The organism is Pseudomonas synxantha (genome assembly GCF_900105675.1).
GTDB classification, from domain to species: Bacteria; Pseudomonadota; Gammaproteobacteria; order Pseudomonadales; family Pseudomonadaceae; genus Aquipseudomonas; species Aquipseudomonas synxantha.
Map to the genome: position 1 here is coordinate 6,324,394 of NZ_LT629786.1, position 25,278 is coordinate 6,349,671.

At 58.2% G+C, this 25,278-nt stretch carries 13 protein-coding genes; 12 read left to right on the plus strand and 1 reads right to left on the minus strand.

The window, feature by feature from the left end:
• The first annotated feature begins 116 nt into the window (after positions 1 to 116).
• From pgaA to BLU48_RS29275, 11 genes are all read left to right on the plus strand, one after another.
• Complete coding sequence (pgaA, locus tag BLU48_RS29230; protein ID WP_057025561.1) at positions 117 to 2,597, plus strand: poly-beta-1,6 N-acetyl-D-glucosamine export porin PgaA; 2,481 nt, start codon at positions 117 to 119, stop codon at positions 2,595 to 2,597.
• 12 nt (positions 2,598 to 2,609) lie between these two features.
• Positions 2,610 to 4,613, plus strand: a complete 2,004-nt coding sequence (gene pgaB / locus BLU48_RS29235; protein ID WP_057025560.1) for a poly-beta-1,6-N-acetyl-D-glucosamine N-deacetylase PgaB — start codon at positions 2,610 to 2,612, stop codon at positions 4,611 to 4,613.
• Between the two features lie 3 nt (positions 4,614 to 4,616).
• The gene (pgaC, locus tag BLU48_RS29240; RefSeq protein ID WP_057025559.1) at positions 4,617 to 5,957 is read left to right on the plus strand and encodes a poly-beta-1,6-N-acetyl-D-glucosamine synthase; all 1,341 of its coding nucleotides are present in this window, start codon (positions 4,617 to 4,619) and stop codon (positions 5,955 to 5,957) included.
• A gap of 2 nt (positions 5,958 to 5,959) precedes the next feature.
• Entirely contained in the window at positions 5,960 to 6,442 is a 483-nt protein-coding gene (pgaD, locus tag BLU48_RS29245) for a poly-beta-1,6-N-acetyl-D-glucosamine biosynthesis protein PgaD (RefSeq protein WP_043049161.1), read from the plus strand.
• A 469-nt stretch (positions 6,443 to 6,911) separates the two neighbouring features.
• Complete coding sequence (locus tag BLU48_RS29250; protein WP_057025558.1) at positions 6,912 to 8,630, plus strand: ShlB/FhaC/HecB family hemolysin secretion/activation protein; 1,719 nt, start codon at positions 6,912 to 6,914, stop codon at positions 8,628 to 8,630.
• 31 nt (positions 8,631 to 8,661) lie between these two features.
• Complete coding sequence (locus tag BLU48_RS29255) at positions 8,662 to 16,767, plus strand: two-partner secretion domain-containing protein (protein WP_231989004.1); 8,106 nt, start codon at positions 8,662 to 8,664, stop codon at positions 16,765 to 16,767.
• Positions 16,768 to 16,769: 2 nt separating this feature from the next.
• Positions 16,770 to 17,351, plus strand: a complete 582-nt coding sequence (locus BLU48_RS31925; RefSeq protein WP_124355982.1) for a hypothetical protein — start codon at positions 16,770 to 16,772, stop codon at positions 17,349 to 17,351.
• Positions 17,352 to 18,179: 828 nt separating this feature from the next.
• Positions 18,180 to 18,551, plus strand: coding sequence for a hypothetical protein (locus tag BLU48_RS29260; RefSeq protein WP_231989005.1), 372 nt, complete (start codon positions 18,180 to 18,182; stop codon positions 18,549 to 18,551).
• Between the two features lie 241 nt (positions 18,552 to 18,792).
• On the plus strand, positions 18,793 to 19,482 hold the full coding sequence (locus tag BLU48_RS29265; protein WP_080889067.1) for a transposase: 690 nt from the start codon (positions 18,793 to 18,795) through the stop codon (positions 19,480 to 19,482).
• A 663-nt stretch (positions 19,483 to 20,145) separates the two neighbouring features.
• Positions 20,146 to 20,742, plus strand: a complete 597-nt coding sequence (locus BLU48_RS29270) for an imm11 family protein (RefSeq protein ID WP_057025557.1) — start codon at positions 20,146 to 20,148, stop codon at positions 20,740 to 20,742.
• Positions 20,743 to 20,889: 147 nt separating this feature from the next.
• Positions 20,890 to 21,339 carry an SMI1/KNR4 family protein gene (locus tag BLU48_RS29275; protein WP_046070342.1) on the plus strand — a complete coding sequence of 150 codons (450 nt, stop codon included), beginning with the start codon at positions 20,890 to 20,892 and terminating at the stop codon, positions 21,337 to 21,339.
• Positions 21,340 to 21,440: 101 nt separating this feature from the next.
• Here BLU48_RS29275 and BLU48_RS29280 read toward each other — a convergent pair whose 3' ends face one another.
• Positions 21,441 to 21,698 carry a hypothetical protein gene (locus BLU48_RS29280; RefSeq protein WP_005783616.1) on the minus strand — a complete coding sequence of 86 codons (258 nt, stop codon included), beginning with the start codon at positions 21,696 to 21,698 and terminating at the stop codon, positions 21,441 to 21,443.
• 614 nt (positions 21,699 to 22,312) lie between these two features.
• Here BLU48_RS29280 and BLU48_RS29285 point away from each other — a divergent pair.
• Complete coding sequence (locus BLU48_RS29285) at positions 22,313 to 24,901, plus strand: autotransporter family protein (protein ID WP_057025556.1); 2,589 nt, start codon at positions 22,313 to 22,315, stop codon at positions 24,899 to 24,901.
• Positions 24,902 to 25,278: the final 377 nt, after the last annotated feature.

A 25,278-nucleotide genomic window follows, 5' to 3' on the forward strand; every position in this document is an offset into this window, starting at 1 on the left:
CGCTAAGGGATAGTTCGCCCAGGAAAGCTAGGTCGGGTCCCGAGACGCCGACACCCTGATGCACATCGCTCAGGATCACCCATCGTTGCAGCTTTCCTTGTAAGGAAGCCGACGACATGTTGCGAATCCATCCACTCAGTGCATCAGGCCAGTTGCGACTGCTCATTGGAGCAGCCTTGTGCGGCCCATTGCTGATGCCGGCCTATGCCGTGGCTGACCCTGCCTACGACGCCCTGATCATCCAGGCCCGCAACGGTCACTTCACGCCCGCCTTGACCCAGTTGCGCCAACTGTCCGCCGAACGCCAGAGCCCAGGCCAGGTCAGCGACCACCTGGTGATCGCCGGCTGGGCCGGGCAAGACGCCGAAGTACTGAAGGTGTACGAGGCACAAGGCAAGTATCGCAACCTCACCACCCAGGCGCTCGCCACGGTAGCGCGCACCTATCGTAATCAAAAGCAGTGGGCCCAGGCCGAGGCGGTCTATCGCCAGGCGTTGCTGCGTGAACCGAATAACGTCGACCTGCAACTGGGCCAGGCCCTGACCCAGGCCGATGGCGGCAAAGCCAATGAGGCGGTGCAACGCCTGCGCACGATGGTGGCAGCACAACCCAATGACCCCAACCGCCGCATGGCCCTGGGTTATGCGCTGACGCGTGCCGGCTTGAACTACGACGCGCTGTTTGAGTTCGACCAAGCCTTTATCCGCGCCGGCGACAAGCCGGAAGTGGCCCGCGAATACATCGTCGCCCTGCAAAAAGCCCGCATGCCGGAGCCTGCCCTGCGCCTGTCGGCCAAGCGCCCCGGCCTTGTGGATGCGGTCACCCAGCGCCGCCTGGAAGGCGACCTCGCCGCCGAGCGCGTACGCATGGCCGAGTTCGCCACGCGCACTGAGAAGGAGCGCTATGTCATCGCTGATCGCGCCCTGCAGGATTACGACAAATTGATCAGCCGCTGGGGCCCGGACACCACTGCCCACGACGACGTGGTGGGCTGGCGCATTGACCGTCTGGGCGCACTCAAGGCGCGGGCGCGCACGGCTGAGGTGATCCGCGAGTACGAAACCCTCACGGCCGAGGGCGTGCAATTGCCGACCTATGCCGTGCGCTGGGTGGCCGCGTCCTACCTCGATCAGCGCCTGCCGGAAAAAGCCGCGCCGCTGTACCGCCAGGCGCTGACCGCAGCGGACGCCGACGTTGGTGATCACGTCAAAGACAGCACGGCCCTGTTCTACGCCCTGTTGGAAAACGACCAGGTCGATGAGGCGCGTGCGGTCGCCACGCAGTTGGCCAGCACCGAGAAGCCTCGGGTCGAACTCAAGGGCCTGCCCATTGGCAACCCCAACGACGAGTGGATGGACGCCCAGCAATTGGCGGCCCAGGCCGGCACCTATGGGGCTGACCTGGATGCCAGCGAACAGAGCCTGGAAGACCTGGGCAGCAAAGCCCCCGGCAGCATCGGTGTGCGCCTGGCACAGGCGGAAATGTACCGGGCCCGTGAATGGCCAAGGCGCGCTGAAGACTCCCTCAAGGAGACTGAAAACCAGAGCCCCCGCGACATCGGTGTAGAAATGTCCCAAGGCTTCACCGCGCTGGACCTGCAGGAATGGCGGCAACTGGATCTGCTCACCGATGATGTCGTCGCCCGTGCCCCGGACAACCGCCAGGTACAGCGCCTCAAGCGCCTGCGCGATGTGCACGACATGGCCGAAGTGCGGGTGGAAGCCTACACCGGTAAAAGCTTCGGTGGCGGCAATAACCAAGAAGCCGGCGCGGTGTCGGGTAGCCGTGACTGGGGCATAGAAAGTGTGATCTACACCCCGCCCATCGACGAAGACTGGCGCGTGTTTGCCGGCGTCGGCTATGGCACTGCCGATTTTGCCGAAGGCACCGGCCATCACCGCTGGCAGCGTGTGGGTGTGGAGCGGCGCACCCGCGACATGACCATCGAAGCGGAGGTGTCCAACCATTCCTATGGCGATGGCTCAAAGCAAGGCGCGAGCGTGTCGATCGCCCGCGACATCAACGACCACTGGCAGTACGGCGGCAGCCTTGGCTACCTGCTCAACACCACGCCACTGCGGGCGTTGAATGATGGGGTCACGGCCAACGGCGGCAGCGGTTTTATCCGCTGGCGTGCGAATGAAAGCCGCGAGTGGAAACTGACTGTCAGCCCGTCCCATTTCAGCGATGGCAACGACCGAGTGGAAGCCTTGCTCACGGGCCGCGAAGGCATCTATAGCTCTCCGAAAGTACAAGTGGAGCTGGGCCTGGACGTCGGTGCCAGCCGCAACAGCAAGGAAGACACGATCTACTTCAACCCCAAGTCCGACTTCAGCGTGTTGCCCACCGTCAACGTCAACCATGTGCTGTATCACCGCTACGAAACCCAGTGGAGTCAGCAGTTCCAGGTCGGCGCAGGCACCTATAGCCAGAAGGATTACTCCACCGGTGGCGTTGGCTTGATCGGCTACGGCCAACGCTTTCGCTGGAATGACGTGCTGGAAGCCGGCGCCAACCTGAGCCTGGTCGGCCGACCTTATGACGGCGAGCGCGAACGTGATCTGCGCCTGCTCCTCGACCTCACTTACCGTTTCTAGAAGAGCCTGACCATGACCCTCCTCAGCCGTTGCTTACTGGTCCTGGGTGTAATGCTGGCCGCCGCCTGCGCCCAGCAACCCGCGCCATTCGTTCCACCTGCCGAGCGGCCGATACTGGCCAGCGAAGCGCCGTGGCCGAAGAACCATTTCCTGGGCATTGCCTACCACGACGTCTCGGACAACGACCCCGACCAGGCCGTGGTGGCGGTGCGTACCGAACGTTTGATCGAGCAACTGGCCTGGCTGCGAGAGAACGGCTACCAGGCGGTCAGCGTCGACCAAGTGCTCGCTGCGCGCCGGGGCGGGCCGACGCTGCCGCCCAAGGCCGTGATGCTCAGCTTCGATGACGGCTATTCCAGCTTCTACACCCGCGTGATGCCGATCCTACGGGCCTACAACTGGCCTGCCGTGCTGGCGCCGGTGGGCAGTTGGATCGATACGCCGCTGAACCAGCCGGTGGACTTCGCCGGCACACCACGGGCACGGGGCGACTTCCTGACCTGGCAGCAGATCCGCGAAGTGTCCCAGTCGGGCCTGGTGGAAATCGCCGCCCATACCGACGCCAATCACAAAGGCATTCTCGCCAACCCCCAGGGCAACCTGGAGCCGGCCGCCACCACGCGTCGCTATGACCCGGCGACCCGTCGCTACGAAACCGAAGCACAGTTCCAGGCACGGATGCGCACGGACGTCGCGGCCATCTCCAACAAGATCCGTACCGTCACCGGCAAGTCGCCGCGGGTGTGGGTGTGGCCTTACGGCGCGGCCGACGGCACCACCCTGGCCGTGGTGGGTGAACACGGCTATGAGATGGCGCTGACGCTCGACGACGGCCTGGATGATTCGAACAAGCTGATGAACAGCCCGCGCTTCCTGGTGGCCTCCGACCCGGATGGCGAACACTTCGCCAGCAGCATGGTCGCGGTGCAGGCCAAGGCGCCGCTGCGCGTGCTGCACGTGGACCTGGATCATGTCTATGACCCCGACCCGGTCCAGCAGGCGCACAATCTCGACGTACTGGTGCAGCGCGTGGTGGATATGGGCGCTGTCACCGTGTTCCTGCAAGCCTACGCCGACCCCAAGGGCGATGGCCTGGTGCATTCGCTGTACTTCCCGAACCGCCACCTGCCGATGCGTGCCGACCTGTTCAACCGTGTCTCCTGGCAGCTGCATACCCGTGCCCACGCCAGCGTGTTTGCATGGATGCCGGTGCTCAGTTTCGCCCTCGATTCCAAGCTGCCACGCGTCACCCGTTGGGACCCGCAAACCGGCAAGGTCGGCACCGATCCGGATCAATACCAGCGCCTGTCACCCTTCGACCCAAAAGTGCGCCAGATGATTGGCGAGATCTATGAAGACCTGGCGCGCACCAGCAACAGTGCCATCGACGGCGTGCTCTACCACGACGATGCGCTGCTCAGCGACTTTGAAGACGCCAGCCCCGCCGCACTCAAGGCCTACGCCGCACAGGGCCTGCCGGACAACATCGCCGCGCTGCGTGCCGACCCTGCGCTGATGCAACGTTGGACGCGCTTCAAGAGCCGCTACCTGATCGACTTCACCAACGAGTTGACCGTCAAAGTCCGTGCTATTCGCGGCCCGCAGATACTCACTGCGCGCAATATCTTCGCCGAGCCGATGCTCAACCCTGGCAGTGAAGCCTGGTTCGCGCAGAACCTTGATGACTTCCTCCAGACCTATGACTGGACGGCGCCCATGGCCATGCCGTTGATGGAAGGCCAGTCGCTCAAAGACTCCAATGCCTGGCTGGAAAAACTGGTAGCCACGGTCAAGGCGCGCCCCGGCGCCCTGGATAAAACCATCTTCGAGCTGCAAGCCAAAGACTGGCGCACCAAGGCCGCGCCGGATATCAGCGCTACGCAATTGGCGCAATGGATGGGTGTACTCAAACGCCAGGGCGTCACCAGTTTCGGCTACTACCCGGACAACTTCCTGGAGAACTCCCCGGACTTGAAGACCATACGTCCGGCTCTTTCCAACCAGTGGAATCCTTAGATCATGATCGACAGAATCCTGGCTATATTCGTGTTGGCACTGGTGTTGGGCTTGCCCCTGGGCCTGATCTTCCTGGTGACCGGGCAGTTCCTGATGGACTTCGTGTTCTTCTACCCGCTGTTCATGTCGGCGCTGTGGATCGCCGGCGGGCTGTACTTCTGGCTGCACTGGGAGCGCCATTGGCCGTGGGAGGCAGACACGCCTGCGCCGATCCTGGCCGGCGAGCCGCTGATCTCGATCATCATTCCTTGCTACAACGAGGGCGATAACGTCGCCGACACCATGGCGGCCGCATTGGCCCAGGTGTACCCGAATATCGAAGTGATCGCCGTCAACGATGGCTCCAGCGACAACACTGCTGCAGTGCTTGACGCCCTGGCGCTGCAACACCCGCGCCTGCGCGTGCTGCACCTGGCGCAGAACCAGGGCAAGGCCGTGGCCCTGCGCATGGGTGCCGTGGCTGCGCGCAGCGAATACCTGGTGTGCATCGATGGCGATGCCTTGCTCGACAAAAACGCGGCGGCCTACATGGTCGCGCCGATGCTCGAGAACCCGCGCCTGGGCGCCGTCACCGGCAACCCGCGCATTCGTACGCGCTCGACCCTGATCGGCCGGGTGCAGGTGGGCGAGTTCTCCTCGATCATCGGCTTGATCAAGCGCACCCAGCGGGTGTTCGGACGGATCTTCACGGTCTCCGGTGTGGTGGTGGCGTTTCGCAAGAAGGCGCTGGACCGCATCGACTACTGGAGCACCGACATGATCACCGAAGACATCGATGTCAGTTGGAAGCTGCAACTGGATCACTGGTCGATCTTCTACGAGCCGCGTGCACTGTGCTGGATCCTCATGCCCGAGACCGTCGGCGGCCTGTGGAAGCAGCGGCTGCGCTGGGCCCAGGGCGGCGCAGAAGTATTGTTCAAGAACATCCGTGGCATCTGGCAATGGCGCCATCGCTACCTGTGGCCGCTGCTGTTCGAATACTGCCTGTCCACCGGTTGGGCGTTCACCTTCCTGCTCTCGGTGGTCTTCTGGGCCATGGGTAAATTCGTCACCCTGCCGGCGGCCATTACCGTCGACTCCCTGGTGCCGCCCGCGTTCACCGGCCTGGTGTTGGCGATGGTGTGCCTGCTGCAGTTTGCGGTGAGTATCCTGATCGACCGGCGCTACGAAAAAGACCTGTGGAAAACCCTGTTCTGGACCGTGTGGTACCCGATGGTGTTCTGGCTGGTGAGCCTGTTCACCACGCTGGTGAGCTTTCCCAAGGTGTTGTTCAACCAGCATCAGAAGCGCGCACGCTGGGTCAGCCCGGATCGCGGTATCAAACCTGTCCGAGAGGAGGCGTGAGCATGAAACTGGTCAGAACTCGCCAAAGCCCTGTGATGTGGATCATCGATGTGTTGCTGACCCTGCTGGCCTGGGGCGGGCTGGTCTGGTTGCTGGCACGTGGTATCGGCGCCATGCTCGAGACCCATGGCGGCCCACGCATCGAAGCGCCGATCTTTGCCGCGCTCAACACCTTGCAGATCTACCTGTGGATCGCCTTGTTCAATGCCTTGATCCTGATCGGCTGGGCACGCTATCAACAACGCCGCGGCCGCCAGTTTGCCCAGCGCCGCGCCGAGGCCAATGCCCTGAGCGACAAGCACCTGAGTGAAAGCTTCAACCTGGGCGATGGCCACCTGGAGCAGTTTCGCAAACCCGGCGTGCTGGTGATCCACAATAACGAGGAGGGCGGTGTGGAAGACGTGAAGTCCCACGTCTCTCGCGACGTCGAACGCCCCGGCCTGGCCCTGGTGCCCGGCACTGACAAAGACAAGGGCATTGGCTGACCTAGGAGTACCCAATGTGGGAGGAGGCTTGCTCCCGATAGCAGAGTGTCAGTCACCCTATATATGACTGACACACCGCGATCGGGAGCAAGCCCCCTCCCACATGTAAGATTTCCAGCCCATTAATTGCAGTGGTTCAGCCTCCCTCCCTGGAATTCCGATAAATGGGATCCAATTCACAAAACCCTCGCGAACTTTTCTCCCTTCCTCGGTACTAACCTATCTCGACGCAACTTGATGGCTAAATAATGGCAATCAAAAATTCATTCGTCGAATCGCCATCAAAATAGTCGCCACTTGTCGGAATAATCACTCCGTGTGCCCGGCCAAGACTCTTTTGATGAAAATTTATTATTAATAATCAATAGGTTAAAAGACTAACCCATCGAAAGACCCAACTTCGCCAGTTTCTAGGCTAGCGGGAAGTTCGATGTTAGTTTGCCGGCCCTTGATTTTCGATGGATCGAACATGTCTTCACTATCGCCACGGACTCGGTTTCTTCTATGCGCCCTGCTCACATGCCTGAGCCTGGACAGCGCATTCGCCGCCCCCACGCCTGGTGACCAGGACCTGATCCGCGACCGGCAAAACCGCCTGCTCGAAGAGCAACAGCGGCGCCTCCAGGAACTCCAGGACCTGCCCGGTAAAGCGGACAAGCCCCAAGCCCCGGCAACGCCCGCCGACACCCGCTGCTTCCCGATCAAAGACATCGAGCTCAAAGGCGCCGACAGCCTGCCGGCCTCCGACCGCGAACGCCTGCTCAAGCCTTATATCGGCCAGTGCCTGGGCGTGTCCCAGCTCAACGAACTGCTCAAGGCCATCACCGACTACTACCTCGGCAAAGGCCGCGTCACCAGCCGCGCCTACCTGCCGCAACAAGACCTCTCCAGCGGCCACCTGCAAGTGCTGGTGGTCGAAGGCAAGCTCGAAGCCCTGCGCAGCGCCGAAGACAGCACAGTGACCGAGCGCGAACTGGCCATGGCCTTTCCCGGTAAGGTCGGCGAGGCGTTGAACCTGCGCGAGATCGAGCAACTGGTGGACCAGCTCAACCGCCTGCCGTCCAAACAAGCGCAGATGGAACTCACCCCTGGCAAGCAGATCGGCGGTAGCGACGTGGTGGTCAAGAACACTGCGCAAAAGCCCTGGCGCGCCAGCCTGTCGCGCAATAACGACGGGCAGAAAAGCACCGGCGAACAGCAATGGGGCGCCGGCCTTGAGTGGGACAGCCCGCTGGGCCTGGGCGACCAGTTGATGCTGCGCGGCGGCCACGATGCGATCAGCGACCACCAGAAAAACTCGAAAAACACCATGCTCTACTACAACGTGCCGTGGGGCTGGTGGAACTTCAGCTACACCTACAGCGAAAGCGACTACCGCACCTACGGCAGGACCGACGACTACAAATACAAGCAGGACGGCGACAACCAGAACCACCAACTGCGCGCCGAGCGGGTAATCCACCGCGATGACGTGAGCAAGACCTCGGTCAACGTCGGCCTGGCGCACCTGCGCACCAACAACTACGTCCTCGACGTGCGCACCGCGCCTAGCAGCAACCGCCTCAGCGAACTGCAACTGGGCATCAACCACGGGCGGCGTATCGGCAGTGCCTTCGTCAACCTCGACCTCGGCATGCAGAACGGTATCGGCTTGTTCGACGCCCAGTCTCAGGAAGAGCGTGACCCCATTGGCCGGCGCCAGCCCAATTCGCGCTACCGCAAATACACCGCCACCGTCAGCTACCTGCAACCCTTCAGCCTGTGGGGCGAGTCTTTCAGCTTCAGCAGCCTGGCCACCGGGCAACGCAGCGAAGACCCGCTGTTCTCGCCCCAACGCATGAGCCTCGGCGGCTCGGCGTCGGTGCGCGGCTTCAAGGACCAACTGTTGACCGGCGACAGCGGCGGCTACTGGCGCAACGAAGTGCGCTGGGCGCGCCCGGTGACCCTCGACTGGATGCGCCCGGCCTTCTTCGAATACGGCGCCAGCGTCGGCTATGACCAGGGCGTGATCCGCAACGACCGTTACAACGACAACGTGCATGGCCGGGTGTCCAGCAACTCCCTGGAGCTGTTCGCCCGCGGCAAAAACGTCAGCACCAGCGTGACCTTTGCCCACTCGCTGGAAAGACCCGGTGTAGTCACCGAGCGCGAAGCGCCGATCTACTTCCGCATGGATTTCTTCCTGTAATTCAACGCCCCGCTGCAACGAGAAACTGACAATGGATGTTCGCCAATTTGCCTTCCTGGCCCGCCAACCTTCTGCTGCCCTGAAGCCGCGCAACTCGTTCTTCGGCCTGCCTAAGCGCGGGCTGGTGCTGATCCTGGCCAATGCGCTGTTCTGGCAGCCGCTGCTGGCCCAGGCCGAGGGCATCGTGGTCAGTGCGCCGGGCACCACCGTGGGTGCGGCGGGCAATGGCGTGCCCGTGGTGAACATCGCCACGCCCAACGGCGCGGGCTTGTCCCATAACCAGTTCAAGGACTACAACGTCGGCCCCAATGGCGTGATCCTCAACAACGCCAACGGCGCGATGGTCAACACCCAGTTGGGCGGCTACATCGTCGGCAACCCCAACCTCAAGGGCGGCACGGCCAGCGTCATTCTTAACGAAGTCAACGGCGGTAGCCGCAGCCAGTTGCGCGGCTATACCGAAGTGGCGGGGCAGTCGGCCAAGGTCATCGTCGCCAACCCCTACGGCATCACCTGCAGCGGCTGCGGCTTTATCAACACCCCCAACGTCACCTTGACCACCGGCAAACCGGTGATCGACCAGAACGGCCAACTGCAGCGCTACCAGGTCGATGGCGGCGCCGTGACCATCGACGGCGAGGGCTTGAACGCCAGCAACGTCGAACGCTTCGACATCATCACCCGCTCGGCCAAGATCAACGCACAGATCAACGCCCGCGAACTCAACGTGATCGCCGGCCGTAACGACGTCGATGCGCAAACCCTGAAGGCCACGCCCCGCGCCGACGACGGCAGCGCCAAGCCGGAGCTGGCGATTGACTCCTCGGCCCTGGGCGGCATGTATGCTGGCGCGATCAAACTGGTGGGCACCGAAGCCGGTGTGGGCGTGAAGCTCGACGGCACCCTGGCGGCCAGTGGCGGCGACATCCAGCTCGATGCCAATGGGCGCTTGAGCATGGCGCAAACGGTGGCCACCGGTAACGTCAAGGTCACCGCACAGAACGTCGACCTCACCGACAAGGTCTACGCCAACGGCAACGTGCAGGTCACCAGCGCCCAAGCCTTGGTCAACCAGAAAAGCGTGGCCGCCGGCCAACGCATCGAACTCAACGCGGCCACGCTGACTAACGCTGGCATCATCGAAGCCGGCGTTGCCCCCGACAACAGCCGCAACACCACCGGCGACCTGGTGGTGAATGCGCAGACCGTCAACACCAGCGGCAACCTGCTGGCCAGCCGCGCACTGGCGATCACCGCCGCACAGGCGCTGACCAACCAGGGTGCGATCATCCAGGCCAAGACCGTCGAGGTCAGCAGCGCCAAACTGACCAACCAGGGCGCCAGCGCACGCTTGTTCGGCGAACAAACCCTGGCGATCAGCTCGCCGGCCATCGTCAACCTTGGCGGCCTGATTCGCTTCGGTGAAGGCCAGGCCGCCACGCTCAACAGCGCCTCTCTGGACAACCGCCAGGGCCGTATCGAAATGGCCGGTGGCAGCCTGGTGCTGACCAGTGCCGACCTGAACAACAGCGGCGGCCAAGTCATCGCCAACGACCTGACGGTCAACGCCGGCAAGCTCAATAACCAGAACGGCGTGCTGGTGGCCAAGACCGCCACCGTCAATGCCAGCGACCTCGACAACAGCCTCAAGGGCCTGATCCAGGCCGACGGCGGCGCGCTCAACCTCGCCGTCACCAATGGCTTCAACAATGCCCAGGGTTTCGCCCAGGCCAGCACCGACCTCAACGTCACTGCCGGCACCCTCAGCAGCAATGCAGGCGGCGTACTGAGCGCCGACACCGGCAAGCTGACCCTCACCGCCGCGCAACAGCTCAACAACGCCCAGGGCCGCTTACAGGCCGGGCAGGGCAATATCGAACTGCACGCCGCGAACCTGGATAACCGGAACGGCGTGATCGTCGGCAAACAACTGCTGCTCGACGTGGCTGGCGGCGATATCGACAACCGCGCCGGGCGCGTATTGGGTGACCAACTCGACGTGCGCGCCTCCGGCCTCGACAACCGCAACGCCGGCCTGCTGGCCGGTGGCGCCCAGGGCGTAAGCCTGCTGCTCAAAGGCCCGGGCCAGTTGCTCAATGCCCAGGGCCGCATTCAGAGCGAAGGCCTGCTGCAACTGCGCGGCGAACGTTTCGACAACAGCGCTGGCATCCTGCTCGGCCAAACCGTCGATGTGACGGCGAAAAGCTTCAACAACAGCAACAAAGGCGCGCTGGTCAGCGATGGCGGCGACGTGGTGCTCAACGTCAGCGACCTGCTGACCAACGTCGGCGGCCAGATCGACGCGGGCGAAAGCAGTGTATTGGTCAAGCAACTCACCACCCTCAACAACAACGGCGGCACCTTGCGCGGCAAGCGCCTGGACATCACCGCCCAGCACCTGAATAACAACGACGACGGCCAACTGCTGGCCGGCGCCGGGGGCTTGAACTACAGCGGCCAGGATGTGAGCAACCGCAAGGGCCTGATCCTCAGCGGCGGCGCGCTTACCGAGTTGAATACCACCCGCCTGGATAACCAGGGCGGCACCGTGCAAGGTGACAGCCTGACCGTCACCGCGAACACCGTCGACAACGGCAGCGGCGGCCTGATGGCAAGCCTGGTCGGCAACCTGCAACTGACCGTCGAAGCCCTCGCCAACCGTGGCGGCAAACTGTTCGGCAAAGAACAAGTGACCGTCAGCGGCGCCAGCCTCGATAACAGTGCGGGTGGCCAGATCAGCGGCAACCAGCTCAACCTGACCTCACGCGCCACCCTCACCAACCAGGGCGGCCTGATCGAAGCCAACCAGGGCCTGAGCCTCAACGGCGGCAGCCTGGATAACAGCGCCAACGGGCAACTGCGCGCCCTCGGTGGCGCCACCAGCAGCCTCAACCTCAGCGGCGCGCTGAACAACCAGAACGGCACCCTCGAATTCGGTAGCCAGGCCTTCAGCCTCGACGCCGCCAGCCTCAACAACCAGGCCGGCCAGATCCAGCACGCCGGCACCGGCCTTTTCCGCGTCAACACCGCCAGCCTCTCCGGCAGCCAGGGCGACATCCAGGGCATGGGCACCGCCGACTGGGCGTTCGGCAAGGTCGACGGCCTGGGCCGCGTGCAACTCAACGAAGTCCTCACCTACAAGAGCGACCAAGGGCTGACCCTCAAGGCCGGCGACCGCATGGCCAGCGGCAAGGGCTTGGTCCTCAACGTGGCCAGCCTGGACAACGGCGGCGAACTGCTCAGCGACGGTGACATCAGCATCACCACCGGCGACCTGACCAACAGCGGCCGCGTCTCGGCCCTGCAAACCCTCACCGTCGGCGCCAACAACCTCAGCCAGAACGGCGGCCGCCTGGCCGCCACCAATGCTCGCCTGACCCTGGGCGGCACCCTGGACAACCTCGGCTTCCTCACTGCCCGCCAGCAACTGGATATCGCCGCCGCGCAAATCAACAACCGTGGCACCCTCGGTGCCCAGGGCGCGGTGAACCTCACGGCGGTCAACGGCATTACCAATGCTGCCGATACGCTGCTGTTCAGCGGCGGCGACATGACCTTGCGCAGCAATGGCTTCAGCAACAGCTATGGCGACGTCTACAGCAAAGGCAACTTGAGCTTCGCCGCACGGGATGGCGGGCGCGCCGTGCTGTTCAGCAACCGTTCCGGCACCGTGGAAAGCGAAGGCTCCATCGGCATCAATGCAGGCTTCATCGAAAACGCCAAAGACGAATTCGAACTCGGCCAGACGCTGACCACCGGCAGCCTGTATTGGGTCTGTGGCCAGCACTGCGACGAGAGCGACAACTGGGAACGTGGCGAGATCACCATCTACGAGACGTACCTTGAGGCGGCGACCAAGGATTCGGTCGCGGCGCGCCTGGTGGCTGGCAAAAACATGCTGCTGCAAGGCGACAACGTGCAGAACCGCTACAGCCTGATGGCTGCCAATGGCGACCTGAGCATCACCGCCGGTGACCTGCTCAACCAGGGCGCCGCCACGCGCACGGGCCAGCGCAAGCTTGTCATCAGCACGCCAGGGCACGTTCCCGACGATCTGTTCGAACGCATGCGATATGTCGACGTGCCCGCGTTCAATGCGGCCACGGCGGCTGGCAATTTCGACAAGGCGCGCTTCGAAGAACTGAAAAGCCGCTCACCCAATAGCCGGCCTTTCGCCTACGCAAGTGACGTCACCACCTGGACCAACAACGGCGGCCCCGGCTACGACGCCACCCTGCAAGCGGGCGGCACGGTCAACCTCAACGTCGCCCGCACCCTGCAAAACGGCACGCTGCACAACAACACCCTGGCCCAGTTGACCGGCACCCTCGGCGACGACCAGACCGGTATCCCCGTCGGCGGCATCAACATCAACCTGAGCAAACACGCCAACGACCCGAGCGCCCAGGCGCCAGGCAGCGTGTTACCCGTCGTGGGCGTGGCCCCCGGCGGCGGCTTCGTGCCCGTGGACTACACCGGCACCGCTTTCGCCCCGGTCGATCCCACCACCTCGCCCACCTTCCAGTTGCCCAAGGGCGAGTACGGCCTGTTCGTCAAGAGCGCCGACCCCACCAGCCACTACCTGATCGAGACCAACCCCGAGTTCGCCTCCGTATCCGGCTTCCTCAGCTCCGACTACATGCTCGGCAAGCTCGGCTACACCTCCGACGACGCCTGGCGCCGCCTCGGTGACGGCCAGTACGAAACCCGCCTGATCCGCGATGCTGTACTCGCGCAAACCGGCCAACGCTTCCTCGCCGGCGGCCTGTACAGCGACGCCGACCAATTCCGCTACCTGATGGACAACGGCCTTGCCAGCAAAGACGCCCTGCGCCTGAGCCTCGGCGTGGCCCTCACCGACCAGCAAGTCGGCGCCCTGACCCACGACATTGTGTGGATGGAAAACCGCGTCATCGAAGGCCAGACCGTGCTCGTGCCGGTGCTGTACCTGGCCCAGGCCGACTCGCGCAACGTGCGCGGCAACAGCCTTATCCAGGGCCGCGACCTCAACCTGGTCACCGGCGGCGACCTGATCAACGTCGGCACCCTGCGCGCCAGCAACAACCTCTCCGCCATCAGCAGCGGCAGTATCTACACTGGCGGCTTGGTCGAAGCTGGCAACAACCTCAACCTGCTGGCCCAAGACAGCATCCGCAACGCCATGGCCGGCGAAATCCGCGGCAAGCAAGTCAGCCTCACGGCGCTCAAAGGCGATATCACCAACGACACCACCGCCATCCAGGTTCGTGACGGCGTCGGTATGCGCACCCTCACCGACACCAGCGTCGGCACCATCGTCGCCCGCGAAAACCTCGCCATCGACGCCGGCCGCGACCTCACCAATCGAGGCGCCCTGACCGCTGGCAACGACGCCAACCTAACCGCCGGCCGTGACCTCAACCTCATCGCCGCCAGCGACACCAGCGTCAAACACGAGACCCGCGACGGCGGCGAGAAATCCAGCATCACCACCGACGTCAAAAACCTCGCCGCCAGCGTCACGGCGGGGGGCAACCTCAACCTGCAGGCCGGGCAAGACGTCAACATCATCGGCAGCACCGCCACCGCCGGCAAAGACCTCAACATCGCCGCCGGCCGCGACCTCAACGTCGCCTCGGTCAGCGACATGCACAACGTCGAGGGCAAGGAAAAACACGGCAAAAAACGCATCAAGACCGCAGACGACCAAACTACCCAGGTGGCAAGCGTGCTGACGGCGGGTGGGGATTTTGTCAGCCAGGCGGGGCGTGACACCACGATCGTGGCGAGCAGGATCAGTGCGGGGAATGAGGCTTATCTGTATAGCGGGGATAAGTTGAACCTGCTGGCGGCGCAGAACAGCACCTACAGCCTTTACGACATGAAGGAGAAGGGGGGCTGGGGCGCGAAGAAGACCAAGCGTGATGAGGTGACCCACGTTACAAATGTGGGGACTGAGATCAAGACTGGTGGTGATCTGGTACTCAAAAGTGGAGGCGACCAGACCTATCAACTTGCCAAGCTTCAGAGCGGCCGGGACATCACTTTGGATAGCGGTGGCGCGATTACCTTTGAGGCGGTCAAGGATCTACATCAAGAAAGCCATGAAAAAAGCAAGAACAGCCTGGTTTGGACCAGCGCCAAAGGCAAAGGAAATACTGACGAAACGTTGCGCCAGAGCCAGCTGATTGCGCAGGGACAAGTGGTTATTAAAGCCGTAGATGGCTTGAAGATTGACGTCACGCATGTTGATCAGCAAACGGTTAGTCAGGCCATTGATGCAATGGTGAAGGCAGATCCGCAGTTGGCTTGGCTGAAAGAGGCTGAGAAACGTGGGGACGTAGACTGGCGCAGGGTTCAGGAGGTTCACGATAGCTTCAAGTACGACAACTCCGGCCTCGGCGGAGGCGCTGCGTTAGTTATTGCAATCATCGTTACATATTTCACTTGGGGAGCGGGGGCTGGCCTTGTGGGCGCCGCTTCCACGACCACAACCGGACTTGCTGCTAACTCTGTTGTCACCGCCGTGGCAGTAAAAGGTGCGACAAGCACTATAAATAATCGGGGTAATATTTCAGACATTGCCAAAGATGTTACCTCTGGAGATAGTATTAAAGGGTACGCAATTGCGGGGCTGAGCGGCGCAATTGCTAAATTCGCGGGCGTTACGGGTAGCCTTACAGCTTCAGATTTAGGGCGGCAACTTGCTGTTAATTCTGCCTTGAGGACAGTCACGAGCGGCGGCAGTTTTACAAAAAATGTTGGTCAAGCAGCAATCGATCTGACAGCCAGCGTTCTTTCTGGAGTGATTTATGAACATGTGGGCACAGAGTTAAGCGGTACGGGCCTAAGTACAAAAGTTGCTGTACATGCGATAGTTGGTGGGTTGATAGCAGAAGCCGCTGGAGGAGATTTTACAGCGGGTGCCATCGCGGCAGGTGCGAACAAAGCACTAATACAGACATTCGGCGCTGAAATGTTTCCTGGCGAGGCACATGACCGCGTGCTAGCGATGACCTCGCAACTAATAGGAATGACAGCGGCAGCAGGGTTAGGTGGCGATGCCAAGGATCAGGAGGTTGCTGGGTGGGTAGCACAGCAAGGTACAGTTTATAACTATCTTGAACATTCGGATGTGAAGTCTTTTGCGTCAGATATGAAAGGCTGTGGAAAAAATGGAATATGCCAGGAAAACAGATGGAATAATGAACGCTATAATGAAGAGAGTATTTATAATACGGAGAATGCGCTCAGTATCACCAGCTCCATGTTGGCAAAAGATAAACTCCCGGGCGTAATTGTTGCGCTTGATGAATTGATGTCGATTGATTGCCAAACTACGGTATGTGAAGGGTATAAAACCGAACTCATTAGTCGTTCTGTCCTCGTGGCAGGGCATCTGGCGAAACAGATTGCCGACTGGGGGCCGTCAATGGATCGGCTAGCTTTGTTAAGTGGAGGTGCAACTGGTGGTGGTAAGGTTGAGCCTAGGTCCCGGTTGCCGGGAGAGGTCGATCCCGCTGGATTGGTCCAGCTTGAGAAAGCAATAAAATATTTGAAAGATACAAAAGGACCTTCTTCAGGCTTGGTGTTCGGAGATACGAAAGTTGTAGGCACCGGCAAGCCTGCTGCAAATGATGCGAGCTTCAGTGTTCCCAAAGGGTACACGCAGGGGGCAGACGGCGTGGTGACAGGCCCCGGTGGAGGAATTTACAAAGCCACCGGAACGCTTGATAGCAGCGGCAATCAGATCTATCTGGGTGGCAACGGCAACTACTACACGCTTACAGCAGAGAGCTCAACGCGAATCGTTTCACCCAATCCGTCGCTAGAAATTGGAGCAACGGGAAGAATTGGAGAGGAAGCATTGAAACCTCTAGGGGGCCAATCTCAGGTAACCTTCCAAACAACACAGGGCGCTCGTGTTGTTGATCAACTAGCTCCAGGTAGCATTGCTCATGAATCTAAGGTCGGATACACATCGCTTGATGCAAATACAGCGTTGCAAGTTGCTAAGGACGCTGAGTTATTGAGACGCGGCTTGGTCAATGGGGTAACATGGAACTTCTTCAAAAGTCCCGTTACAGGCCGTGTTGGACCCGCAGCGGCACTAGAAAAAGCGCTGTCCGAAGCGGGTATTAAGATAAAGGTGCATTAACCATGAACTTCACAACAGCCTATTCGCCAGTTACAACAGCATTTGTATCTATGAGCGCCAAAGATAGAGATGCTTTTTATAAATGGTTCATGCTTAACAAACCTTACTGTTTGGATGAGTTGATCCACACCGTTTGGCAGACCCCTGGATATGAAGGCTGGAGTGCGGATTTCTCACCTGAGTCGCTGGGTTTGTTAGGTGAGTGGCTTTTTTTCATAATTACTACAAAACGTCATTCCCTAAGAGAACATCACGTTGAGAAGAATTTTCTAAGTGGCGTGGATAAAGTCGAAGCTGACCTTTTGTCAGATCAAGAAAAGTCATTGGCTGTTATGGTTGGTATGTATTACGGGGATGTTGCCGTTAGAAATAATCCAGAGCTCAGTTGGGTTCAATTAAAAGGCAGCAAAAAAGAGGCAGATTATGGCCAGCCTGTCATATCTGGTCCAGGCTTACTACCTACAAATCCTGTAAGAATTTCTAATGCATTCGCATGCGGGATTGCCGATGGATCCAGAAGTGGAAGCCGACTTCGAGAGACATACGAGTATTGGATGACTTTGGTAAAGAGGTATAATGCGTAATTGAGATCATAGTGAATTTTAATTTTAGAGCGACATCGCGTCAGGTTCCTTTGTTTTTGGTTTGATATCTTTTTGAAAATTGTAGGGGTTGGGAATAGGGGTCAGACCACATTTTTGCGCTGGGACCTTCGCGGGACAGGGAGCTAATGGTGCGCGAGGCAATGTCTCTTTTAGAATTAAGGGCAATGATGTCGTTGTGACCAAGCCGAATGGTACGTTTGTGACGATTTTGAAAGATGGCGTCAACCAAAATCCATCAGTAAAAAGTGCGCTGGAAGTGAAGGTTAGATGATGAAAGATTCTTCGTTGAAGGCGTGGCTTATACTTGCCATCGGAAGAATAGGGGTCAGACCACATTTTTGGAAGGGAATAGGGGTCAGACCATAAGGGAATAGGGGTCAGACCACATTTTTGCGTTTTTTAGAGTTCAGCAGAGTTGCTCTTTAAAAATATGATTTATTTTTTGTAATTATTCTATTTGGTTGGCCAGGAATAGTGGTCTGACCCCTATTTTTCTATTTTTCTTCGATTTTGTCACATTGCCGGATGGGACTATCAAGGTCAGCCGCCCAAATGTGAATGAGCAATTTTCAACCCATCTGGGGCTTAGCGGGGGGGGGGGAAGTTAAATATGCCGGGTCTATACGCTTTGGTAATAATGACGGTCCAGAGCGAGGAAAAATAACAAGATGGGATAATAGCTCCGGTCATTATCAGCCACCTGCTACCCTAAAGGCTAACTCTGGGTTACCGGAAAACTCATTTAATCCAAGGAAATAGTTTGGTATGGATTCAAGATTGATATCACTCTGTAAAGAGTTGGCGAAAATGACTTCTGATCAGGCGGCAGCTTGGATATTGAGCCGGTACCCGCTTGCTTCAGATAATTGGGGTGAAGCTTTATTACTCCTTCCTCATAGATCTTGGAAAAAACCAGAGCAGAAACGTTTAGCGGATTATTATTTTAAGAAAATTCCGTTCTCTAGCGCTAGAGGATATGAAGCGTTCGCGTCAATTATGTCAGTTAAGTTAATGGTTGCATGCATTAACGATGCTTTGCCCAAAGATCCTAGCAGGCTCGAGTTATTGTTTTATCATCTTGTCCCAGTGCTTAAGCGTTTTGCAAAGAATGATGCAGATCGAAAAATTATTGAGGCTTTCCTTTCGGCTTTTTCGATAAGTTTGCCAAAACATAATTGAGAACAAAAAATGCGGTTTGTTTGATCTGGCTAGAGAAGTGAAAAAAGGGAGCGGGAAAAAAGAGAGCAGATTTATTTGAGTTAGGGGAATAGGGGAATAGGGGGCAGACCACGTTTTTGCGTTTTTTAGAGTTCAGCAGAGTTGCTCTTTAAAAATATGATTTATTTTTTGTAATTATTCTATTTGGTTGGCCTGTTGATGGGCAGCTAAGCTGTAAACTCTTATCCAGTTAGGAGGTTATATGGCTCGCCGTCCTAGGGTTTTACTGCCGGGTATCCCGTTGCATATAATACAGCGGGGAAACAATCGGTCTGCGTGTTTTTATTCAGATGAAGACTACATTTTTTACATTGATACATTAGCCGTGCTTGCTCAATTGTACGGCTGTAAAATTCACGCATTGTGCTTGATGACAAATCACGTTCATTTGTTGTTGACTCCCACCTGCTGCGCAGGGGCTGGCCTACTTATGCAGGGGCTGGGGCAGCGCTATGTTCAATATGTCAATCGAACATATCAACGAACGGGCACATTGTGGGAAGGCCGTTTCCGCTCCTGTTTGGTTCAACAAGAAAACTATGTTTTAGCTTGCTATCGATATATCGAAATGAATCCGGTAAGAGCGGGTATGGTTACTCATCCGGGCGACTATCGCTGGACCAGCTATAGGGCAAACGCACAGGGCGAGCTATCAGGCTTTATAAGTCCGCATGCGGTTTATAGCGAGTTAGGTAGCGGCACCGCGCAGCGAGCCGAAGCTTACCGATCTATATTCAAGGATCGGCTTTCATCTGGATTGATAGAACAAATTCGATCTTCTACCAACGGCAATTACGTTTTGGGCGATCAGAAGTTTGCGTCCGAGATCGCGGAGATATTAGGTAAAAGAGTTTCACCGGGTGCGTCAGGACGCCCGAAAAGTGTGAGTTAAAAGAATAGAAGAATAGTGGTCTGACCCCTATTTTTCTAGAGTTCAGCAGAGTTGCTCTTTAAAAATATGATTTATTTTTTGTAATTATTCTATTTGGTTGGCCAAGAATAGTGGTCTGACCCCTATTTCTCGTTTTGGGCGATCAGAAGTTTGCGTCCGAGATCGCGGAGATATTAGGTAAAAGAGTTTCACCGGGTGCGTCAGGACGCCCGAAAAGTGTGAGTTAAAAGAATAGAAGAATAGTGGTCTGACCCCTATTTTTCTAGAGTTCAGCAGAGTTGCTCTTTAAAAATATGATTTATTTTTTGTAATTATTCTATTTGGTTGGCCAAGAATAGTGGTCTGACCCCTATTTCTGAAATGTTTTATAGGCTTTTTGGATGGTGCAGCATCTTGGAAGATGGCAACTATGCGCCGCCGGGGCAGTTTTGGGATGATGAATAAGTTGAAGAAAAGGGGACTGAAGAAAAGGGACAAGAAAAGAGGGCAGATTTATCTAGGTTAGAGTTTAAAGGCTGTCTAGTCCTGAAACAGGTGTAAACCTATTTCAGGACTAGACAGTCCCCTTTTTTCGTTGATTCGTGACAAAAACATTGGAAGGGATTAAGTCAGAAGCAGTAATCGTAGGTAGTGAAGTTAATAAATGGCTTGCGAAGGACTGAAATGAGATATTACTTAATGCGACAAGATGTAACTGTTTGCGATAGGTGGGTGCTTGGAGATGTACATCATGTAGATAACTGGTATTTCAGTGATCCTCCAGTTAATTTTATGGAGCCAGGCATATATACTCTCGATGTAAGATTCGACGGTAAAGAAGTTGATTATTCCCTTGCTGGATACGCCAGTGTTCCTGTTTTAAGCGAGAGCGCAAAAAACTCGCTCGCCGGTTTGCCAGAGATAGACGAACCTTATCAATGTGTCGTTTTTGAGCCGGTTAAGATAAATAATAAAGTGGTTTGCCAGAGCTATTTTTTGATGATTATAGAAACGCAAGTCGATTGCGTGGATGAAAAGCGCTCTCGCTATAAAAAGTTTGAGGTAGATGATCCTGTTAGGCCAGATATGGCCGGCAACTATCGTGCTTTCTACAATTTGGTGGTTGACCCGGGCAGGGTCGGATCAAGTCATATATTTAGACTTAAAAAATATTTGGGTGCGGTCATAGTAAGTGAAGAGGTGAAACGGCGACTTATGGCGGCTGGTGTTGTCGGCGTACTGTTTGATTCTGTTAATGGTGATCAAGAAACCGTTACCTAGTTGGTCAGGTAGTTGGGGGAAGGCGGCGAATTTGTTTAATTCGTGGTGGTAGTGCAAAGACCATTGATTAAATCTGTCCCCTTTTGTTTTCTTGCAGAATGCTTTCGAGCTAATGACTGATTTGAAAAACCAAGGGCAGAAAAGAAAATGGAATACACACTTGAAATTCGTGAACTCATCAACCATATCACTTCTGCTGAACTGTACGAGGGTGATTACGGAAGCCGCCTGGTTGACCATGAATCTATACTGAGTGGGGTTGATGCAGCGGACCGCGACAGTGTTCCTGTAGACTATCTGGCTTTTCTAGGCACCTTTGGGTTTGGCGATTTAGACAGCGCGCTTTATATCGAAGACGGTCCGGCTAAATACGCTGCTATCGCCGGATGTGAGGTGGATGCTTATAGCCGGATGTATGTGTTTGCGGCTACTTCCAGTGGTGTGCTTTATGCTTTTGATGTAGGTAATAATTGGTCGATAGTAGAGATTGATTCGGAAATCGATGAGGTGGCGGTGTTGGCCGATAACTTTTCAAGCTTCATCCGTAATCAGCTGATTGTGGTGAAAGGTTATGTCGATTGGCGCGCGGAGCAATAAGACGCTGTCAGGTGGGGAGATGTGATTAAAAAGGGACGGATTTATTTAGTTTGCGCTGATCACGCACAAAGCGGGCGACACAAAGGCCGCCCGATTTTCACTCAGGACGGATCGGCGTTAAGCCTGCGACTGATGACATCCAGCAAATCACACCCATCGCGTAGCGGAATGGCCAGCAAGTGGGCGAAGTCTGAAAGCACTACGGCATCGCTGCTGAGTTGTTCGCGGAAGGCCAGGTTTTCCAGCAGTTGGGTGACGGCCCGAATGCGGTGCACGGCGGCGTCGTGAAGGACGTCGAGAGGTGCCTGGGTGTCGATGATCAGCGCTGGGACGGTGCAGTCGTGGCCGGTTAGGGGCATGTATCTATTCATGGGTACAACCTCGGTCAGTAAGTGAGGCTGTCACCTGTCGTCGCCAAACGAATGGGTGACAGCTGTACGCAGGTTGGCGAACCGGGACCGAGTTCCGGCAGACCCGAAGGTCTCCCGCGCACAGCTGCCATAAAGCAGCAATGCGGGTACGGAAGCCCCTGCAAGCAAGCAGAAAGCTTTCGCATACGGTCAACGGATCGCCAAATCCGATCGCCCTGTTGAGCGACCGCCGGACTATAAGCCCCTCACCCAAAACCGCGCAAGGCATCACCGCAATGGCACCCCCCGTCACGCAATGGCATCCATCGTGAAGCGTCTTCCCCTTGGGCTTTGAACATTTCGTATATCCCAGTGTCTTTACCCCGCCCACCCGCAATCGGTCGGGCTGCATGGACTGCAGCGTTTTCAATAACATTAAGGATTAATGTGAACCTCTCCCCTTTACGGCCCCCTTTCTGCCACCGCTCGCGGTGCATTGGCTCGCGCCCGGAATTTGCAGGGGCGCCCGGGGGGCCTCATTCGGATCGATTGATCCTTTCGCACAGCACACCTACTACCGCCGGGCGTATTGGCGGCTTTGACTGTAGTTCATGGAGTTTGAAATGAAGCGTAAGCAGTTCCAGAAAAGCCTGTTGGCAATCATGGTCGGCGCCATCAGCACGCAGGTGCTGGCAGTCGAGTTCGACCTGGGGCAGGGTAAGAATATTTGGGCCAGTGAGTCGTTCAATGAGCCGGTGACCATCACCGGTCAGTTTTCCCGCGTGGTCGACACCAACACCACCGACCCCGCCGGCCTGGGATTTGCCAATACCCAAATTCAAGGTTCGCTGATCAATCGCGCAGACATCACGCTGGACTCGCAAGGCCGCACCATCCGTGCGATCGCCATCGACCCGATGTTCTGGACCGGCCCGAGCGGTTTGGCCCCGAGCACTGTCACCGGGGATGTGGTTCAGGCAGGCAACGTGCTGATGCGCAACGGCGCCTATGAAGGGCTTGAGATCGGCCCCACCACCATTGGTGGCAGCCTTATCAACTCAGGCACCATTCGCTCCACGCCTCCGGTGGGTACCGTGACGACGCCCGGCTACCTGGGCGGCGGTGAAGGTATTTACCTGCACGGCACCACCATTGCGGGTGACGTATCCAACACCGGTGTGATCGACATGGCCGGCCCGGGCGCGATTGGGTTGATCCTTGACGTCAACGGCGACACGCCGACCACCATCGGCGGCAAAATCCTCAACTCGGGCTCGATTACCGCCACAGGCGAAGGCGCTTGGGGTGTGGAAGTGGAAACCGACACCAGCCCCCTGCGTATTGAAAACAGTGGCCTGATTTCCGCCAATGGCGATGAGGCCAAAGGGCTGTTTCTCTACGGCGGCACCTTTGATTACATCCTCAACACCGGCACCATTGAAGCCAAGGGCGCGTCTGCCAATGCCTTCGATCTTTCCGGCGCCAGCTTTGCGCAGAACAGCGCCACGGGCGCACGCGGCATCGTCAACCGCGGCCTCATCGCGGCGGACGGTACTGCGATCCATGTGGATACGGCCGAGCAGGTTGCGAGCTTTGAAATCAACCAGCAAGCCGGCGAGATCCGCAGCAACAGCGGTATCGCCGTCGACGCCAACAACCTTGCCAGCCTGAACTGGACCGGTGGCAAAATCACCGGCGATCTGCTCAACCTCAGCGCCGTCAACATCGGCGGTCAGGCAGGTTTCAGCGGTAGCCGTATCATCGCCCCGGTGTCGGTCAACTCGGGTTCGCTGAACCTCTCCGCACCTGGCACCACCATCACCGGCGATCTCAATGTGGCCAGTGGCGCGGGCATTGATATGCACCTGGCCGACAGTGTGGTGCCGACCACGCCGTACCTCACCGTTAACGGCACCGCCAACCTGGCCCAGGCTTCCAAGCTGACAGTCAGCGCCAACCCGGGCGACTTCGCGGCGCCTAAAGCCGGCACGCAATACACCTTGCTGCAAGCCACCAGCGTGCAGAACAACGGTGTGGCCGTCGCCAGCGCGTCGTCGTTGCTGAACGTGCTCAGCTACTCGGCCGATGCGCAGACGGTCAAGGCCGTGGTGGCGGTGAAAAGCGATCAGCAGGTGCAGCAGGAGTTGGCGGGTGTGAGTGCGGGTGCGTCGGCTGCAACCGCAGTCAACGTGTTGAAAAACGATGTGCTCGGCCAGCTCAACCAGAACGACCCGGTGTTCCAGAGCCTGGCCAACGCCGGGACTGCACAACAACTGGCGCAGCTCGCCGACCAGCTCACGCCCGACGTCAACCGTGGCGCTCTCGACGTGGCCCTGTCGGGGCAAACCGTGGTCAACGGTGCGATCTTCAACCGCCTCACCGACCAGCGTGAAAGCCATCAGGTCGGCGGTGTGTGGGTGCAGGGCCTGAGCAGCAACATGGACCAGGACGGCCGTGGCGGCAACAACGGTTACTCGGCCAATAGCAGCGGTATGGCGGTAGGTGTGGACGGTCGCTTGAACGACACCACCACCCTGGGCGTGGCGTACAGTTACCTCAATTCCAACATTCATTCGGACCTGGGCAACAAGACCGACGTCGAAGGCCACGCGCTGTCGCTGTACGGCAACTGGGCGCTGCAGAACTGGTTCGTGGATGGCAGCCTCAGCTACGGCCATAACGAGAACGACAGCAAGCGCCACGTCGCGGGCACTACGGCCAAGGGCAGCTACGACAGCAATGTGTTGTCGGCCAGCGTGATCGGCGGCTACAGCTTCAAGCCGACCCAGGCGGTGGTGATCGAGCCGCGGGTGGCTGCACGTTATGCCAACGTGCGCATGGATGGGTTTACCGAGAAAGGTTCGTCGGCGGCCTTGAGCACGGCTTCGCAGCGTTATGAAGTAGGTGAGTTGGGCGCTGGTGTGCGTTTGGCGGCCAACCTGCCGCTGAGCGCCGGTACGTTGCAACCGGAAGCGACCTTGATGGCCTATCACGATTTGATGGGTGACCGCGTGGCGCAAACCTCCAACTTCGTGGCCGGTGGTTCGGCGTTTACCGTCACCGGTGCGTCGGTGGCGCGTGACAGCTACGAGGCCAGTGTGGGTGTGAATTACAAAGTGTCGGACTTCACCGTCGGCGCCAGCTACACCCGCCAGGCACGTAGCGGTTTCGATGCGGACGGCGTGATGCTCAAGGCGCGCTACGCCTTCTAAGCAACACCGCAAAACAAAGTGTGGGAGGGGGCTTGCTCCCGATAGCTGTGAATCAGTCAATGATGTGTTGGCTGACTCACCGCCATCGGGGGCAAGCCCCCTCCCACATTAGATTTGTGTGGATCCGCAGCGTTCGGCACGGGGCAACTTGCGCTGGCTCAGCCCGCTTACGTAGGGCGCGACGCTCTGATACCAGTGTGGGAGGGGGCTTGCTCCCCGATAGCTGTGAATCAGTCAATGATGTGTTGGCTGACTCACCGCCATCGGGGGCAAGCCCCCTCCCACATTAGATTTGTGTGAATCCGCAGCGTTCGGCTCGGGGCAACTTGCGCTGGCTCAGCCCGCCTACGTAGGGCGTGACGCTCTGATACCAGTGT